General features: G+C 71.9%; 12 protein-coding genes and 1 riboswitch. Of the genes, 4 read left to right on the top strand and 8 right to left on the bottom strand.

The window, feature by feature from the left end:
* Positions 1-20: 20 nt before the first annotated feature.
* Together OHS58_RS15080 and OHS58_RS15075 are read right to left on the bottom strand one after the other, a co-directional pair.
* On the bottom strand, positions 21-1,265 hold the full coding sequence (locus OHS58_RS15080) for an exonuclease domain-containing protein (protein ID WP_328648660.1): 1,245 nt from the start codon (positions 1,263-1,265) through the stop codon (positions 21-23).
* Positions 1,262-1,966 carry a DUF6218 family protein gene (locus OHS58_RS15075; RefSeq protein WP_326953611.1) on the bottom strand — a complete coding sequence of 235 codons (705 nt, stop codon included), beginning with the start codon at positions 1,964-1,966 and terminating at the stop codon, positions 1,262-1,264. The genes OHS58_RS15080 and OHS58_RS15075 overlap by 4 nt, the downstream gene beginning before the upstream one ends.
* Before the next feature lie 236 nt (positions 1,967-2,202).
* Between OHS58_RS15075 and OHS58_RS15070 the strand changes: the two genes are divergently transcribed.
* Together OHS58_RS15070 and OHS58_RS15065 are read left to right on the top strand one after the other, a co-directional pair.
* Positions 2,203-2,748, top strand: coding sequence for an EF-hand domain-containing protein (locus OHS58_RS15070; RefSeq protein WP_326953610.1), 546 nt, complete (start codon positions 2,203-2,205; stop codon positions 2,746-2,748).
* Positions 2,749-2,896: 148 nt separating this feature from the next.
* The gene (locus OHS58_RS15065; RefSeq protein ID WP_328648659.1) at positions 2,897-5,461 is read left to right on the top strand and encodes an ABC transporter substrate-binding protein; all 2,565 of its coding nucleotides are present in this window, start codon (positions 2,897-2,899) and stop codon (positions 5,459-5,461) included.
* Between the two features lie 9 nt (positions 5,462-5,470).
* On the opposite strand, the gene OHS58_RS15060 is transcribed toward OHS58_RS15065, so the two are convergent.
* From OHS58_RS15060 to OHS58_RS15045, 4 genes are all read right to left on the bottom strand, one after another.
* A complete protein-coding gene (locus tag OHS58_RS15060; RefSeq protein ID WP_328648658.1) occupies positions 5,471-6,964 on the bottom strand; it encodes a carboxylesterase/lipase family protein in 1,494 nt (497 codons plus the stop codon).
* 46 nt (positions 6,965-7,010) lie between these two features.
* Positions 7,011-7,607, bottom strand: a complete 597-nt coding sequence (locus OHS58_RS15055; protein ID WP_326949246.1) for a TetR/AcrR family transcriptional regulator — start codon at positions 7,605-7,607, stop codon at positions 7,011-7,013.
* A gap of 18 nt (positions 7,608-7,625) precedes the next feature.
* Positions 7,626-8,036, bottom strand: coding sequence for a VOC family protein (locus tag OHS58_RS15050; protein ID WP_247051428.1), 411 nt, complete (start codon positions 8,034-8,036; stop codon positions 7,626-7,628).
* 92 nt (positions 8,037-8,128) lie between these two features.
* On the bottom strand, positions 8,129-11,542 hold the full coding sequence (locus OHS58_RS15045; protein ID WP_328648657.1) for a S8 family serine peptidase: 3,414 nt from the start codon (positions 11,540-11,542) through the stop codon (positions 8,129-8,131).
* 387 nt (positions 11,543-11,929) lie between these two features.
* Here OHS58_RS15045 and OHS58_RS15040 point away from each other — a divergent pair, with 387 nt between their 5' ends.
* Entirely contained in the window at positions 11,930-12,340 is a 411-nt protein-coding gene (locus OHS58_RS15040) for a hypothetical protein (protein WP_326949248.1), read from the top strand.
* Positions 12,341-12,419: 79 nt separating this feature from the next.
* On the opposite strand, the gene OHS58_RS15035 is transcribed toward OHS58_RS15040, so the two are convergent.
* Both OHS58_RS15035 and OHS58_RS15030 read right to left on the bottom strand, forming a co-directional pair.
* The gene (locus OHS58_RS15035; RefSeq protein WP_328648656.1) at positions 12,420-13,283 is read right to left on the bottom strand and encodes a serine hydrolase; all 864 of its coding nucleotides are present in this window, start codon (positions 13,281-13,283) and stop codon (positions 12,420-12,422) included.
* Positions 13,284-13,387: 104 nt separating this feature from the next.
* The gene (locus tag OHS58_RS15030) at positions 13,388-14,269 is read right to left on the bottom strand and encodes a hypothetical protein (RefSeq protein WP_328648655.1); all 882 of its coding nucleotides are present in this window, start codon (positions 14,267-14,269) and stop codon (positions 13,388-13,390) included.
* Positions 14,270-14,478: 209 nt separating this feature from the next.
* Positions 14,479-14,627, top strand: a riboswitch (adenosylcobalamin (AdoCbl) riboswitch).
* A gap of 67 nt (positions 14,628-14,694) precedes the next feature.
* Between OHS58_RS15030 and OHS58_RS15025 the strand changes: the two genes are divergently transcribed.
* On the top strand, positions 14,695-17,220 hold the full coding sequence (locus OHS58_RS15025; RefSeq protein ID WP_328648654.1) for a prenyltransferase/squalene oxidase repeat-containing protein: 2,526 nt from the start codon (positions 14,695-14,697) through the stop codon (positions 17,218-17,220).
* Positions 17,221-17,222: the final 2 nt, after the last annotated feature.

Here is a 17,222-nt window from a genome sequence, read left to right as displayed (position 1 = left end):
CGAAGCAGCGACAGACCGGCCTAGCCGACGAGCCGCGCGAGTGCCTGCAGGAAAGCGTGCTCCGAGACGACCGGGACGCCGCATTCGCGCGCTCGCTTGGCCTTGCCCGACATGGAGTCCGGATCGGCCGCGGCGAGGACGCGCGTCTGCTTGCTGACCGATCCGGTGACGCGGACGCCGGCCGCGGCGGCTTCGGCCGCGATGTCGGCGCGTTCGCGCCGCATGGCACCGGTGAGGACCACTTTGTCGCCCGGTCGCAGGACGAGTCCGCCGACCTGGCGTTCCGGCCCCGGCGTCGGTTCCCGGACGGCGTCGCGTTCCTCGTCGAGGATCGTTTCGACGATCGCCGGGTCGAGCGCCAGGAGGATGGCGACGGTGAGCAGATCGTTCCGCTCTTCGTCGGTCACCACCTGGTCCGCCCAGGCTTCGCGCGCCAGGTCCCGCAGGTAGCTCAGGTGCAAGGCGACGACTTCGTTCTTGTGCAGGCCGAGGTCGTGGGCGATCTCGACGAGCGCGTCGCCTTCGGTGGCCGAGATCTGCCGGTCGAGCAAGGCGTCGTCGAGCATCGCGTAGTACGCGTCGACGGCCGGTTCACCGTCCCGCGGCAGCCGCTCGACGAGCTTGGCCAGGAAGTGCGGTTCGACGTGCCCGATCGCCGTGCGGTGCGCCGCCGGGGTGTGGCGTCGCTCGAGGTGCGGCCAGGTCCAGTTCGCGGCGTGCAGCTGGGCATCGGTGACGCGCACGGCGTCCGGCGCGTGCCGCAGGAGGAAGCCGAGCAGCTCGCCCGCGCCTCGCGCGTCGGCGAGCGCGGTGTGCCACGCACGTTCGGGCAGCCCCGCGGCCGCACAGCAGTCGACCAGGGACCGCCCGGAACCCAGCCGCGCCCGGCCCGCGGCTCGCATGGTGCACAGCCCGGCGTCGGGTTCGAACGGCGTGTCGATGCCCAGCCGGCTGAACTCGGCACGCAGGTGCATCGCGTCGAAGGTCCAGTTGTGCGCCACCACCACGCGCCCGCTCAGCCGCTCGACGAGCTCGCTCGCGAGGTGCTCGAACCGGGGTGCCCGGCGGGCGTCGGCCGCCCGGATGCCGTGGATGGCCTGAGGGCCCAGGTCGCGCTCGGGGTTGACGAGCGTCACCCACTCGTCGGTGACGGTGCCGCGCGGGTCCACGTGGACGATCGCGATCTCCGCGATGCGGTGGTGCCAGCCGGTGAGGATCCCGGTGGTCTCGGTGTCGATGACGGCGTAGCCGTGCGCGGCTTTCACAGCGGCAGCCGGTTGGTGCTGGCGGATCGGACCGCGGCCAGCCACCGGGGCGGCAGCGGATCGGGATCCCCGTGCGCGGCCCGCACGTAGCGGCGCCGGTTCTTCACCTGCTCCGTCTCCGCCCAGACGGACACCAGCCACCTCAGCGTGCGGGCGATCGACAGGACCTCGGACACCACGGGCGTCCCGGGCGCGGCCGAAATGCGCGCAACCCGCTGCAGGGAAGCGAAGTCCTGGACCTCGGCGTCGTCGGGAAGGTCGTGCGTCCACTCCAGGGGAGTGATCGTCTTGCTGTCCTGGCGTGCTGCTTCGACGGTCGCGGCGTACTGCTGCCGCCGCTCGGCCGTCTCACGGAACGCGTCCACCGGGGAGAACAGGTGCCGCTCCCACCCGCCGTCCTCGATGTCCACCTTCGCCGTCGTGGTCAGCCGGTCGAGCCATTCCCGCAGTTTCCGCGGGTGCACGGCGGCGATCGCCCGGCGCTCGACGAACGTCAGGACACGTCGCGCCGCGTCCTGGGAGCCGAACACGTCGTCGGCGGGGTAGATCCACGCTCCCGTCGCGTCGCCGGGCGGGCTGACGTGCCAGGTCGCCACCGACTCGATCCCGTCGTCGCCTTCCCCCACGCACAGCACCGCGCTTCCGGGTGCCCACAACGCTGTCAGTTCTTCGAGCGGTTCCACCGTGACCGGGTCCGTCACCGAGCGCCTCCTTCGTCGACCAACATCAAGTCGTCGGCGCGCAGCGGTTGTTACAACCCATCGATCCGGTGAGGCCGCGTCGCCCGATTCCGCTGGTTCTTTCCCCAACGGGTCATCCGGCAGCGCGTGGCCGGCCGCTTGTGGTTGCGCTGGGTGGTGATCACCGGTCTCGGCCGGGGTGGGTGGGTCCCGATTATCGTGACGCGCCGCAAGGTTTCCCCGACGAAAGGACCTTCGTGTCCCAGGATCTCCTCGAGCGCAAGTGGTCGAACTTCTTCCGGCACTTCGACGCCGACGGCAACGGTTTCATCGAGCACGAAGACTTCGTGCAGCGTGGTGCGCAGGTGGCCGCCGCGTTCGGGTACGCCAGTGAGACAGCCGCCGCGCAGGCCGTCACCTCGGGCTTCCAGCGGGTCTGGGAGTCCCTGGTGGGCAACCTCGACGCCGACGGTGACGGCCGGGTGTCGCGCGAAGAGTTCACCGGCGGCATGACGGTCTTCGCCGGCGAAGACCGTTACCAGGACCTGTTCCAGCCGGCGATCGACGCGCTGCTGGCGATGGGCGACGCCGACGGCGACGGGCAGCTCAGCCGGTCGGAGTGGGTGCGCCTGCAGGTCGGCTACGGCACTCCGGAGACCGACGCGGAGTACACGTTCGGCCTGCTCGACACCGACGGCAGTGGCTACCTCTCGCACGACGAGATCTCGGCCGCCACCCGGCAGTACTTCACCAGCACCGACGCCGACGCGCCGGGCAACAGCCTGTACGGCCCGCTCGCCTGACGACCCGGGTGCCGCCGACCGTCCACAGTGGCCGGCCGGCGGCACCGCGGTGGTGACCGCATCGGGGGACAGAGGTTCATCGATCGGGTAAGCGGGTGCTGCCTACTGTGGGGTGCTCAGCGAAAACCGATTTCGGAGGTCTGTCCCCGTGCCGGAGAAACCCGACACCGCGGTCGCGCTCACCCATCGGGCGATCGGGCTCCGGGCCTCGGACCCGGCGCGGGCCCGGGAACTGCTGGGTGTCGCGCTGGCGAAGGACGACGGCTACGAGCCGGCGTGGCGGTGGCTCGCCGAACTGGTGGCGACCGAGGGCGAACGGCGGTTCTGCCTCGAACGGGCTTACGAGATCAAAGCCGATCCCGAGACCGGCCGGGCGCTCAAGGCGGTGCGCACCACGCCACCGAGTACGCCGGCCGACGTCGCCGACCTGGTGGAACCGGAGCGGCCGCCGGCCAACGTCCGTGCCGGCCGGGCGAAGGGCGGCTGGAAGAAGATCTGGATCGCCGTGGGCGCGGCCGTGGTGCTGGCCTCGGTGCTGGGCGTCTGGACGGCGGCGGGAGCCGAGCGGGGCGAACCCGTCTACGTGGCGCTGGTGGCGGGGATGACCGGGGACAACGCGGTGACCTCGGCCCACATGGAGCACGCCGTGCGGATGCACCTCGACACCGTGAACGCGGCGGGCGGGATCCACGGGCACCCGGTGGAGCTGCTCGTCTACGACGACGCGGACCGGGTCGACAAGGCGATCGGGATCGCGCAGCAGATCGTCCGGGAGGACAAGGTCCTCTACGTCGTCGGGCACGGGAGCAGTGACACCGCGCTCGCGGCGTCGCCGATCTACCGGCGGGCCCGGATCCCGGCCATCACCCCGTCGGCCAGCTCGTCGCGGATCACCGACGGCAGCGAGTGGTACTTCCGCAGCATGTTCGGCAACCGGACGCAGAGCGACTTCATGTCGGTGTACGCCTCGCACGTCCTGGGCTCTAAGACCGCGGCCGTGATCTACGACGACGACGAGGACGGCCGGTCGGCGCACGACACCTTCCTGGAGTCCTTCGGCGAGTTCGGCCGGGTGACCGCCGAGCTGCCGATCTCCGCCGCGCCCGCGAGCCGCGCCGCGTCGGTCGACGCCGCGGTCGCCGCGCTCGAGGCGCACGACCCGCGTGAGCCGATCGTGCTGGCGTTGAAGGAGAAGAGCGGCCTCGAGGTGATCGACCGGCTCCGGTCCGCCGGTGTGACGGCGCCCGTCCTCGGCACCTCTTCGCTGAGCTCCCGGGCCTTCCACGACGCGTTGACCGGAGCCGAACGCAAGAGCGGGCGGCCGGGGGCGCTCACCGGCAACCTGTTCATGGCGACGCCGCTGGCCCAGGATTCGCTGTCCGGCCCCGCGCAGGTGTGGGCCGACGCCTTCGAGCAGCGCTACGGCGAACGCCCGTTGTGGCAGGCCGCGACGGCCCGGCAGGCGCTGAACGTCGGGCTGCACGCGATGGAGGTCGGCGGGCTGGGCTTCGACGGGAACCACCGGGCGGCGGACCGGCAGCGGGTGCGTGACTCCCTGGCGTCGTTGAAGGACCGGAAGAATTCGTTTCCCGCGTTGCTCGGGCCGTTGTACTTCAACGCGAGCGGGTCCGCGCAGATGGCCGTGTCGGTGGTGACGAGCGACGGCGCCCGGTTCGTCTCGGCGCCCGTCCAGTTCACGATCTACGAACCGCCGTCCGGTGACGCGCTGCAGGCGGGGCTGGCCGACGGCGAGGTCATCGCGGTCAAGAACCGGTACCTGAGCCGGCGCCAGGTGGTGGCGACCGGCATCAACCTCAACGAGGTCCGCGACCTCGACACGACCGACGGCACGTACTTCGTCGACTTCTTCGTCTGGCTCAAGTACACCGGCAACAACGGCGCGGCCGACGTGCAGTTCGTCAACGCCGTCAAACCCGACCTGAAGCTGGGGGAGCCGCTGCGCGACGTCACCGAGGACGGGCGCACCTACCGGCTCTACCGGGTGGCCGACCGCTTCAAGAGCAGCTTCGAGTTCCATGACTTCCCGTTCGACCACCAGCGGCTCACCGTGTTGCTGCAGAACCGGACGCAGACCGCGGACCAGGTCTCCTACGTGACGGACAAGGAGATCCTCGACCAGGATCCGCGCGCCTACCTGCGCAGCGGCGCCGACGCCGAGGCCACCATCAACCAGGTCCCCAACTGGGTCGCGTCCTCGGTGCACTTCTTCCGCCAGACGGTCGGCAGCAGCGACGCCCTGGGCGACGGCCAGTCCGCGGGCGCCGCCACCGGGATCTACTACAGCCAGTACGCGGCCGAGATCGAGATCGAGCGGGACACGCTGCCGTTCCTGATCAAGAACCTGCTCCCGCTGATCCTGCTGATCTGCGTCACGTACCTGTCGTTGTTCTTCAAGGCCGCCGACGGCAGCGCGCCGGTGTCGATGGGCGTGACCGCGATCCTCAGCACCGCGGTCCTGCTCAACAACGTGACGTCCCAGCTCCCGTCGGTCAGCTACATCGTGGCGCTCGAATGGGGTTACTACGCGTTCATCCTGCTGGCCGCCGGTTGTGTGCTGATCGCGATGCTGCGCAAGCGCTTCGCCACGCTGAAACGGGACGACGCGGAACAGACCCTGCGCCGGGCGGCGCGCATCGGCTATCCCGTCTACCTCCTCGGCATCGTGACCGTCTTCATGATCGCCTTCGGCTGAGGCGGGCCGCTACCGGCGGCCGTTCCAGGCGGCTCGTTCGGCGCCCGCGGCGTCCTGGACGACCCGGCTCTGTTCGTCGTAGACCATGGTCGTCCGCCCGTCGCGGTCGTACCGGGGCCAGCCGGGATCTCCCGTGGTGGCGAAGCGGACGAAGTCGGCGTGCACGCGCCGCGCCAGCTCCCGCGGGGGACGGCTGCCGAACCGGTCGATCGCGGGCGCTCCCAGCGCCATGACCGTTTCGAGGTCGTCGCGCACGAACGGCAGGTCGACGGCGTGGAACGCGCCGGAGCCCGGCGGGATTCCTTCGCGCTGCCAACGGAACTCGTAGAGCCACGACGGTTCGGGACGCGCTTCGAGCAGGCGGATCGTCGGGATCCGGAACCCCCAGTCCGTCCAGCCGGCCTCGACCAGGGCGGCCAGCCCGCGGACGTGGCGGGGGCCGTCGCGGTAGGCGCGCACCGTCGGGGCGTCCATCCCCAGCGTGCGGCGCAGGCCCAGGCGGATCAGCGGCGCCACCGGGCCGGCGACGCTCGCGATGCCCTCGATCAGCGGCGCGGCCTCGTTGCGCACCGTCCCGGCGAGCAGCGGGACGCCCGGTGCGGCACCGGCGGACCGGACCGGGTTCGCCGGCAGGAACTCCGTGCCGTGCACCCCGCGGAACGGGCTGAGCAGCAGCGCCCGGCGATCACCCTTGACCAGGCCCAGGGCGTACCGCTTCAGTGCCTTGAACGACGCCGCCGCGGTGCGCTCCAGGCCGACCGCCGACAGGCCCGCCACGGTCGGCGCGACCCCGAGGTCGCGCGCCACCTGCCGGGTCACGCGCCACGCCTCGTCGACGTCGACGGACGCCATCGAACACCCGCTTTGGGCGATGGCCCCGGCGAACGCGCCGCGCGAAGCGGGCAGCGCGAGGTGGTTCATCACGCTGACGCCGCCGCCGGACTGGCCGAAGATCGTCACCCGCGCGGGGTCCCCGCCGAACGCGGCGATGTTGCGCTGCACCCAGGCGAGCGCCGCCGACTGGTCGCGCAGCCCGAGGTTGTCGTGACCTTCGCCGAGGTACAGGAAGCCGTCGATGCCCAGCCGGTAGTTGATGCCGACGTGCACGACGCCGTCGCGCGCGAAGTTCCTGCCGCTGTAGCCGGGCAGCGAGCCGGCGCCGTAGATGTACCCGCCGCCGTGGATGTGCACCACCACCGGCAGGTTCGCGTGGCCGGGGTCGGGGGTCCACACCTCGAGGGTCAGGCAGTCCTCGCCGGTCTCGGTCGCCGCGTAGACCGCGCCGAGCGGGTTCTCCTCTGCGACCTGCGGCGCGGCGGGCCCGGGTGCGGTGGCGTCGCGGACGCCGTCCCAGTCCGCGGCGGGCTGCGGCGGCAGGAACCGGCGCGGCCCGAACGGCGGGGCGGCGTAAGGGATGCCGCGGAAGTGGTGCAGGCCGTCGATCTCGAGACCCCGGACCACGCCGTTTTCGGTGCGGACCCGCGGGAAGGCGACGCTCGTCATCTCCGCAGCCTTTCGACTCGGAGGCAATTAGTCAAGCCGTACTAATTCACGCGTCGAGGATGCGGTGGGCCAGCCGCTTCCACGCCGCGAGGTTCGGGTCGCTCCGGTGGTCGCGCGGCTCGAAGGTGTAGGTCAGGGCGACCCCGCGCATGCTCGCCAGCAGCACGGGCGCGAGGTCGGCGAAGCCGGGGTGCGCGACACGCTCCGGCCCGAACAGGCCGGTGATCAGCTCGCGGATGTGCCGGCCCAGCTCGTGCTCCGGCGGCCGCAGCGCCGCCGCGAGCTGCGGGTTGTGCTGCGCCGCGACCCACAGCTGCAGGGCGGCGGTGAAGAGCGGGCCGTGGAAGGTGAGCCAGATCTGCTCGACGGCGTCGTCGATCGTGCCGGCCGCCTCGGGCACGTCGACCTGGCCGGCACGCTGGATGGCGAGGTGCTGCACGGCGGCGATCAGCAGGTCGTCGCGCGAGGGGAACTGGTGCAGCAGGCTCCCGCGGGACACCCCGGCGCGTTCCTGGATGCGCGAGGTCGTCGTCGCGGCGTAGCCGTCCTCGGCGAGGCAGGCGACCGCGGCGGCCAGGATGCGCTCACGCGTGTCCCAGGCCCGCTTCTGGACGGGCAGCGGCGCGGGCTGCGAGGTGGCCATGGCCCGAGGTTAACGGGCTCAGCGTTGTTCCTGGATGCGGATCAGGTTGCCGGCGGGATCGCGGAAGGCGCTGTCGCGGACGCCGTAGGGCTGCTCGATCGGCTCCTGGACGACCTCGGCCCCCGCGGCCTGCACCTTCTCGAAGGTGGCGTCGAGGTCGGGGGTGGCGAGCATGATCCAGCCGTAGGTGCCCTTGGCCATCATCTCGGAGATGGTGCCGCGCTCGGCGTCCGTGATGCCGGGGTCGGCGCCCGGGGGAGCGAGGAGGAGGGACGTGCCGGGCTGACCGGGCGGGCCGACCGCGATCCAGCGCATCTTGCCCTTCCCGACGTCGCTGCGGACCTCGAAGCCGAGGACGTCGCGGTAGAACGCCAGCGAGGCGTCCGGGTCGTCGTGGGGGAGGACCGTCGTGTGGATGGTGATGTCCATGGCGCTCACGCTAGCCCGCGGTTCCGTGCCCCGGACGGCGACGGGCCGCCGGCTCCCGAGGGGGAACCGGCGGCCCGTCGTGACGGTCCGGCTCAGCCGATCCGGTAGTGGTACGGCAGGGTCGTGATGACCTCGCCGGTGCCCTCCTCCGGCAGGCCGGTCGAGCCGGTGGGCAGGGTCGGGACGGTCACCAGGTTGAGGTGACCCGTGACGTCGGTGCCGCGGGCGCCGGCCGGGGTGATGGTCACCTGGATGGTGGCCGTCCGGCCCGGCTGGATGATCACCGGCGTGCCGCCGGTGCCCGCCGGGTCGATCGCCTGGTCGTACGGGTCTCCGGTGGACGAGGTCACGGCGTGGTCGAAGCCCGCGGTCACCAGGGACGAGGTGTAGCTCGCGTGCCCGGCGGGGGCGCCGGCCGGCCCGAACGGGCCGAGCTCCTGCACGTCGGCGAACCAGATGCCCTTGGTGACGTAGCCCTTCTTCTCCCCGATCGTGGCGACCGAGACGGTACTGCCGGCCTGGGCCTGCTTCAGGTCGCCGAGCACGTCGATCCCGGCGGCCGAGCTCTGCAGCTCGACCTGGGCCGGCCTGCTCGACGAGGTGGCCACCGTCAGCTTGCTCGTGTCCGGCGGCACTTCGTAGACCGGCGCGATCGCGCCCGGCTCGGGCAGGTCGACCTCGGTCTGGCCGCCGACCGGGACCGGCTGCAGCGTCTGCGCGGTGTTGGTGCGCGCGTCGACGCCGATCGCGATCGGCTCGATGCCGGTGTTGTGCACGGTCACCGGCACCGTGACCGCCTTGCCGGCGGCCAGCTTCCCGCCGCTCGGCAGCGCCGGCGCGGACACCGACACCCGGTCGAAGGCGACCGTGCCGGTGAACGGCTGCTGCAGCTGCTTGCCCGTCACCGGGTTCTGCACCACCAGCACCAGGTGCCAGCGCCCGGGCAGCGGGTTCGCGTCGGTCAGCTGCAGCCCGGTGCCCTGCGACACGGTCGTCGGCGAAGCGAGCGAGATGTTGCTGGTGACGTCGCCGAGCTCGCCGTTCGGGTCGACCAGGACGCCGTCGACGACGGTGCCCGGGTCGGCCAGGTGCACGGCGACGTCGAGGTCCTTCTTGCCGTGCGGCACGTCGAACTCGTAGCTGAACGTCTGCGCGGGGGAGAACGCGCGGGCGTTGCCACCGGTGATGGTGCCGCTGAAGGCCCCCGGTCCGTTGCCGGTCGGGATGAGCGAGCGCAGCACCGCCGACACGGACGTCTGGTGGCCGTCGGAGCTGCCGAAGGTCACCGAGTAGTCCGCGTCGCCGCCCGAGGCCGGGGTCGGCAGGGCGATCTTGACCGGCTTGGTCTGGCCCGGGGCCAGGGTCAGGACCTGGGGCGAGACCTGGCCGTAGGGCACGGCGCGCTGCGCGTCCGCGGCCAGCTGGATGGCACCGGTGTAGCCGGACGCGCCGGCGACCGAGTACAGCACCGCCGTCCAGGTGCCCGCGGCCGGGTGCCGGACGTCCACGTTGGCGTAGTTGGCCGTCGCCGCACCACCCTGCGGGCGGCTGTTCGCGACGAACGTGCCGTCCGGCGCGAGCAGCGTCAACCGCACCACCGGGGTGACCGAAGCGCCGTTGACCGTCTTGGGGCTGCCCTGCCACGCCATCCGCGACAGCAGCCGGTCGGTGGCCGGCGGGACGCTGAACTTCACCGTCTTCTGCGCCCACTGCGCGCCGTTGTAGTAGGTGAACGTCGGCAGCTTGGCCGCGTCGAACGGCACGGTCTGGGTCTGCGTCGACGCCGTCGCGAACCCGCGCGTGCCGGTGGACACCGTGAGCGGCTTGGCGCCGACGTTCGACACCTTGACCGTCGCGGTCTGCGTGCTGCCGGGCGCGCCGTCCAGGGTCAGCTGGTCGGTCGAGAGCGCGATGTTCGACGACACCCCGGCCGGGGCGCCGTTGGTGCCGGGCGCGGTCGTGGCCGCCTCGACGGCCGCGCGCGCGTCCAGCAGTCCGGAGCCCTGCTCGTCGGCCGGCAGGCCGAGGTCACGCGTGGTGCCGGTGATCAGCTGCTTGATCAGGGCCGGCGTCGGCGACGCGCCGTGGTGCGTGCCGCGGTAGGCCTGGATGACCAGCGCCGCGACGCCCGCGGTCAGCGGCGCCGATTCGCTGGTGCCACCGAAGGATTCGAGGTCCGCGCCCTGCGGCGGCGACTGGAACGTCTGGCACTCCGCGTAACCCGGTTCGCAGTCGGCCCAGTTGCCCTCGCCGGGCGCGACCAGGTCGATCGTGCGGCCGTTCTGCGTGATGCCGGAGGAGGACAGCGCGGAGATGTTGTCGCTGACCCACTTCCCGTTGGAGAACGGGAAAGCCGCGTACGTGGTCTGCGCGTACAGCCGGTTGTCCGTGGTCGCGCCGGCGGAGATGACCAGCGGGTCGGTGGCCGGGCTGCCGATGGTGGACGTCGTGCCCGCGTCGCCGCTGGAGGTGGTGACCGTGACGCCGGCGGCGACGGCCTCGTCGTTGAACACCTGGAACAGCTCGCGCGAGCTGGTGTCCGGGTACTGGTTGAGGCCGAGCGACTCGTTGATGACGTCGACGTGGTCGACCGTCACCGCGTAGTCGATGGCCTGCAGCACCGCGGAGTTCGTCGCGGTCGAGCCGAAGACGTTGAGCCCGACCAGGCTCGCACCCGGCGAGACGCCCTTGACCACGATGGTGCAGCCCGGCGGCAGCGGGTGCGCCTGGTTCACGAACTTCGACAGGTCGTGCACCACGGTGCCCTGCGCGGCGATCGACGACGCGTCACCGAACGCCTCGGCACCCGCGTCCGTGGTCGCCGGGCCGTCGCCGGAGAAGTCCTGGTAGTCCGAGAAGACCTTGGACCCGTCCGGCCGGATGAAGTCGGCGTAGTCCGGGTCCATGTTGTCGGCGAGGAACGCGACCTTCACGCCGGAGCCGTCGGCGAGATCGGCCGCGCTCTTCGAGCCGTCGGTGCTGTAGGCGTGGATCGAGGTGAGCGCTTCCGGCTCCAGCAGCGGCTTCGCGGGGTCGGCCGGGCAGATCGCGCCGGGCGCCGTCGACGTCCGGGGCTGTGCGCTCGGCGCCGCCCCGCTCGCCGCCGCCGGCGGTGTGCTCGGCGTGGGCAGCGTGACCTTGCTGTCGGGCAGCACGGAGGCCACGGCCGGGTCCTGCGCGAGCGCGGCGGCCTGCGCGGGGCTGACGGTCGCGGAGAAGGCGTTGCCGACCGCGAAGTGCTTGACGTTCGCCGGCGCCGGGCCGGTGAGCTTGCCCAGCACCGCGTTCTGCGCTCTGGTCGCTTGGTCGCGTCTGCTCCCGGACGCCGCTTTTGTCGGTGGCGCTGACGCGATCTGGTCGCCCAGCACCACGATCACCGCCTGCGACGCGGTCCCGGCGTTCGCCGCGGGCACGGCCGCACCGGCCGGCTGAATGGATCCGGCCAGCACCAAGCCACCGACGGCGGCCAGAATCGCCGGCCGGAGTATGAGCGACGAACGCCGCATATGCAGCTCCCTGGTCGTAGGGGTTCAAATCCAGCAGATCCGACTAAATCGGACTCCCTTTCGGGTTCGATTTTCGTCGCCTGGCGACTATTGCGGTTCGACGTCCCGTCCACAAGCGACAATGGTCGGCGATTCCGCGCGATTCCGTGCCGCAACGGGCGTTACATCCGCATTGACCGATGTCATGAGTGGCTGTCGACGAGTTGGAAAATTCTTGACACCCATCGACGAATTCGCCCGCCGCTGCGGCCCGAGGGCGCCGGCGGGGCGTCCGTTTCCCGCTCGTCCGGCGGAATTCCCCGCACTCGTCCGGCGCTACCTGCGGGATGTCGCGCTGGGTATCGTCCCTGTGTCGTACAGAGGAACCACCAGTTCCGGAGGTAACCCATGCGCAAGAGTGCGGCCCTGGTTTCGACCGTCCTGCTGGCGGCGGGCATCGGTGTGCTGACCGCCGGACCCGCCGCGGCCCTGGGCGGCGAGACGTACGGGTGCCAGGTCTCACCGGGCCCGGTGGGCTCCTACACCGGGAACTGCCACAACAGCGCGAAGTTCCACGGCCCCTACTCGGCCGGATTCTCCGTCGGCGGCGCGGCCGCCGGCACGACCTACACCTGGCACGTCCCGGCCGGCTACCAGACCGCACCCGGCCTGTGCGGCACGACGTCCGGCTGCCGGGTCGACGGCCTGACCGGCGACGACGAAGTCACCGTCTCGGTCACCCTGACCCAGGCCGGCGCCACCGAAACCCTGACGGCAACGGCGTTCATCCTGGCGGTCTGCGGCAACGTCTACTGCTGACCGGCTGCCGTCCGTTCTCTGGTGCAGAACCTGTTCGACCTGGTCGGCGCCGGGCGGGTCTGATCCCCGTCTCCTGCGGTCACTTGCCTCCCGCGCCCGTGGTCGAACCGATGTCGATCCGGCCGAACAGTTGCTGGGCCACGGACTTGCACACTTCGGCGCCGTAGTGGTGGTCGTCGCCCTGGTCCGGGTAGTGCACCATGACCGCGAGCACCCAGTGGTCCCACATCGCCAGGCAGTTCACCGTCCACCAGGTGCCGTGGCGGGTCCAGCCGTTCTCGACGGCCGGGTGCAGGCCCGCCAGGGCCGGGGCCTCCGGGATGCCGAACGCGGTCGCGGGGTCGGCCGACCGCATGAGATCCAGCAGCTTGGCCCGCCACCGCGGGCTCAAGCCCGGACCGCGGGCCACGCACCGGCCGAGCAGGGTCGCCTCGGTCGCCGGCATCGCGGTCTTGGACCACCAGTTCGGGTGGATCGTCGTGTCGTGCAGGCCGCAGGTGCGGATCATCCGGGCGATCGAATCGTCGCCACCGAGCCGGAGGTAGAGCGTCTGCGCGGCACGATCGTCGCCGGACCGGATCATCCGGGTCACCCGATCCTCGTCCCCGGCCGAGATCCGCGACTCCCGCGAGGCCAGGTAGTCGACCGCGAGCCAGCTCTTGATCATGGATTCGGTCGTGTTGCGCAGGGTTCCGGCACCGACCACGGTGCCGGTGGCCGTCTCGCGCAACGCCCAGGACCATTCGCCCCGGACGTCGACCGCCACCTCGGCCGCCTCCGGAACCGGCGTGGCCGCCCGCGTCCTCGGGAACGACGGCGGGACGTCCGGCGCCGGTGACGTGCCCGCCGCGGCGGGCACGTTCGCGGAACGAACGCAGACCGCCGCGGCGAGCGCGCCGAGGATGACACCGACCAGGACGACGACGAGCGCGGAATTACGCATCGAAACTCCCTCGCCTGGGTCATGGATCGATGCCGCGAAATCACGGCAATTCGAGTGCGCTTTCGGGAATGCGGAAAATCAGAATCCGGTAGTAACGCTGATTCTCAGCGATTGAGCTGAACGGAGTTCAGCAACGCCAGCGCGGCCTGTTCGTTGGCGCGCGAACTGTCGATTTCGAGGGTGTAGGTCCCGAGCTTCCGGTGCTGGTGCACGGGCAGCGGGTCCTGCGGAAAGCTGCTGTCCGCGGCTCTGTTGGTCAGCGACACCGTCAGGGAGAAGCATCGGGGGTCGAGCGGGGTCTTCCCGACCTCGGAGGCGGGGCAGAGCACCAGGGTGTTGGTTTCGGGTTCGCTGGTGAACGTGCCGACCTGCTGCCCGTCGGGGACGTGCAGCGACTTGAGCGGCGACGCGATCACCGGTGGCGTGGCGTGGATCTTCCCCAGCAGGGCCAGCATTTCCGGGGCTGTCACGGGTTTTGTGGTCGTCACCCGGATCCAGCGGTTCGGTCCGTCCTGCCACATGACCGACTGCGGGTGCGGGATCTGGTCCGCCGCCGAGGGTTTCGTGGCCAGTGCGCTGTGGGGCGCGGTGCCGTCCCGGACGTCGATCTCGAACGCGTACCGGTGATCCTGCGCGTAGTGCAGGCCGGCGAAATGCGGCTGGACCGCCCAGAACAGCAGGTCCCAGGAACTGTCCTCGAGGCTGATCGCCGGCGCGGCCGGGGGCACCTTCCCGGCGGCCGGCGGCTGGGTCACCGTGGCGGACGGCGGGCTCGCGAGCGTGGCCGGTGGCACCGCGGCGGTACCGCGGTCCTGCGCCCAGAAGACCCCCGCGCCGACGGCGGCCACCGCGAGCGTCACCGCGGCGACGCTGGTCGTGTGGCGCCGCCGGATCCGGCGGCCGGCGACGGTCACCATGGCGTCGGGATCGGACGCCGGCGGCTCCTGGGCGTCCGACGCGCGGCGCACCTCGTCGAGGTCGGTCATGGCACGGTCTCCTTGCCTTCGTCGAGCTGGACGTGCAGCGCGCTCAAGCACCGCACACCTCTCAAGAGGCCACCTGCCCCGCGTTCTGTTGCAGTTGTCTTCGAGATTGTCCGGACGGCCGCGCGCGTCCCGGTGTGGTGAAGGCGACGTGAGTTCTGCCGTTCCCGTTCGGCTGACCAGGTGTTAGTGTCGGCTCGCTCAGTCAGTACAACTTCATGTTTTCTGCCCGTGGCAGGGGAAGCCGGTCGAAGTCCGGCACTGTCGCGCAACCGTGGGTCACCTTGGGGTGACGAGTCGGATTACCGCCTCGGGCAGGTGTTTGTCGAACCGCTGTCGCGCCAGCAGTGGGTGGACGCCCGGCCTCCCGTGGGGGCCGGTCTCTCCCTGTGTGTGTCGCGCCGGCGTCTGGGGAGAGGAAGGATCACGTGGCCGGCAAGCGGTTCAGGCCCATCGCGGCCTGGGTGTCCGCCGTCGTCGTGTTCACCGTCGGCTCGGTGACCCCGGCCTTCGCCGGCGATCTCGCGGCCTCGAAGCCGACGTCGAAGTGGCTCGCCGCGCAGCTCGCGCCCGACGGCACCCTGCAGAACCCGCTCGGTGGCGCGCTGCCCGACCACGGCCTGATGATCGACACGCTCTTCGCGATGTACGCCTCCGGCGACGGCGCGCTGGCCGCGCCCATCGTGAAGTACCTCGACGACGACCACCACGCCACCGACTACTACACGTGGGACGGCCTCGTCCCCGGCCAGGGTTACGACGCGATCATCACCGGTGGCGCCGCGGCGAAGGTGCTGGTCGCCGCGGAAATCGCCGGGCGGGACCCGAGGTCCTTCGGCGGGCACGACATGGTCGCCGAGACCCTCGGCACGATCGCGCGCTCGGGCGTCGACAAGGGCCGCGTCAGCGACTACTCGAAGAACCCCGACTTCAAGGACTTCGTCAGCAACAACGCCAACGTGTTCGGCCAGGCCCTGGCCGTGATCGGGCTGGCGGGCGCCGGCCTCACCGATCGGCTCGTGATCGACACGATGCTGAAACAGCAGTGCTCGGACGGCTTCTTCCGGATCTTCTTCGGCCTCATCCCCACCACCGAGACCGGCGACCAGGTGACACCGGACGGCCACCGGATCTCGACGTGTGACGAGGGCAAACCGTTCGACCAGTCGACGCCGGACGGCGACGCCACCGGTATCGCACTCTCCGCGATGCTCGCCGCCCGCGACGCCGGCGCGGCGAACCTCGACGCGCCCATCACCAAGGCCGTGCGGTGGCTGAAGGCCCACCAGACCGCGAGTGGCGGCTGGGGCGGCGGCGTCGGCACCGAAGCGCCCAACACCAACAGCACCGGCCTGATCGTGCAGGCGCTCGCCGACGCCGGGTGCGCGGACGCCGCGATGGCCTCGGGGACCGCGTTCCTCAAGTCCGCCGAAGCGACCGCGGCCGACGCGGGCACCCCGCTCGGGGATCAGCTCGGCGCCATCGCCTACACCCCGGCCGAGTACCGAGCCGCGCGCACCACCGGGATCGGCGGGCTCGACACCTGGATCCGCGCGAGCGCGCAGGCCGCGCTCGGCCTGTCCCAGGTCGGGTTCCACGACCTCACCCTCGGCCACGCCGGAGCGCAGAGGCAGCCGGACCCCGGCTGCAGCCCGCCCGGTCCGCCGCCACCGCCGCCCGGCGAAAAGCCCGCGCCGACGGGGGATCACGCCGTGAAGCCGCCGGTGAGCCCGAAGGCCGGCACCCCGGCGGTGCGGCCCGGTTCGCCGCGCGGCACCGTGGTCGTCCCCGTCGATGCCCCGGCGCCGGTGACCGGCCCGACCCCGGCCGACCGGCTGGGCGGCTACCTCGCGAGCCGGCTCGTCGACGGCGACCACGTCGAGGTCGCCCAGGACGGCAAGACCTTCGTCGACTACGACCTGACGGCGGATCTCGTGCTCGCCCTGCACACCCTCGGGCAGCAGCCGGACGCCGCCGCCCGGGCGTCACGGTTCCTGCTGAGCCCGGACTCGATCCGGGCCTACGCCCACGGCGCGCCCTACGAGCAAGGCCAGGCCGCCTACGCCGAACCCCTGGCCAAGCTGCAGATCGTCGCCCGGTTCCCGGAATCCGGCGCGGACGCGGAGGCCGTCGGGCAGCTGCGCACCGACCTCGCCGCGCTGCGGACCGCGTCCGGCGAGTTCACCGACACCGGCGAGTTCGCCGACACCACCGGCACCCTGCGGCGGCACGCCTGGGCCACGCTGGCGACCACGGCGGGCGCCGATCCCGCCGAAGCGCCGGTCGGCGCGCTCATCGCCCACCAGTGTGCGGACGGGCTCTTCCCGGCCGTCTTGACCGGAAAGCCGTGCGCCACCGGCGATCTCACCGCGACGGCCGCCGCGGTCGAGGCGCTGAACGCCGTCCCGCGCGACGGCCGGGCGCCGGGCAACGTCGCACCGGCCGGCTGGACGCCCGAACACCGGCAGGCCCTCGAGTCCGCCGCCGCGGCGCTGACCACCCGCACCGGACCCGACGGCACGATCGCCGCGGCGGACGGGCAGCCCGATCCCGTGCTCACGGCGGCCGTCGCCGGCGGGTTCAGCTCCGCCGGGCTCGACGCGAGCAAGGCCGCGCAGGCCCTCGGCGCGCTCGTGCTGGCCGACGGCGGGTTCCCGAAGAGCCCGGGCGGGCCGAGCGACCCGGGCGCGAGCATCGCCGCGGCGACCGGGATCGCCGGGCGGACCTGGCTCGACGCGGACGGCTCGCCGCTCACGACGGCGGTCCGGTTGCCGCTGGCCGAGCCGCTCGCCGCCGCGGGTGGCCACGGCGGTGTCGTCGCGGCGCCGGCCGCCCTCGGGAGTCCGGCGCTCTGGCTGGCCTTCCGCCTGTCCGGTGCCGCGCTCGTCCTCGCCTTCGCGCTGGCCGCCGGCCTGCGCCACCTGATCACCCGCACACCACGCACCAGGGGGTAACA

Source organism: Amycolatopsis sp. NBC_00348 (assembly GCF_036114655.1).
In the GTDB taxonomy this organism is placed as follows: Bacteria; Actinomycetota; Actinomycetes; order Mycobacteriales; family Pseudonocardiaceae; genus Amycolatopsis.
Note: the sequence above shows the minus strand (reverse complement) of the source record. Positions and strands in the feature narration are given on the sequence as shown.

Bases quoted from the DNA above. Each gene is read 5' to 3' on its own strand.
- OHS58_RS15060 (WP_328648658.1), bottom strand. From the start codon at position 6,964: ATGACGAGCGTCGCCTTCCCGCGGGTCCGCACCGAAAACGGCGTGGTC.
- OHS58_RS15055 (WP_326949246.1), bottom strand. From the start codon at position 7,607: ATGGCCACCTCGCAGCCCGCGCCGCTGCCCGTCCAGAAGCGGGCCTGG.
- OHS58_RS15050 (WP_247051428.1), bottom strand. From the start codon at position 8,036: ATGGACATCACCATCCACACGACGGTCCTCCCCCACGACGACCCGGAC.
- OHS58_RS15045 (WP_328648657.1), bottom strand. From the start codon at position 11,542: ATGCGGCGTTCGTCGCTCATACTCCGGCCGGCGATTCTGGCCGCCGTC.
- OHS58_RS15040 (WP_326949248.1), top strand. From the start codon at position 11,930: ATGCGCAAGAGTGCGGCCCTGGTTTCGACCGTCCTGCTGGCGGCGGGC.
- OHS58_RS15035 (WP_328648656.1), bottom strand. From the start codon at position 13,283: ATGCGTAATTCCGCGCTCGTCGTCGTCCTGGTCGGTGTCATCCTCGGC.
- OHS58_RS15030 (WP_328648655.1), bottom strand. From the start codon at position 14,269: ATGACCGACCTCGACGAGGTGCGCCGCGCGTCGGACGCCCAGGAGCCG.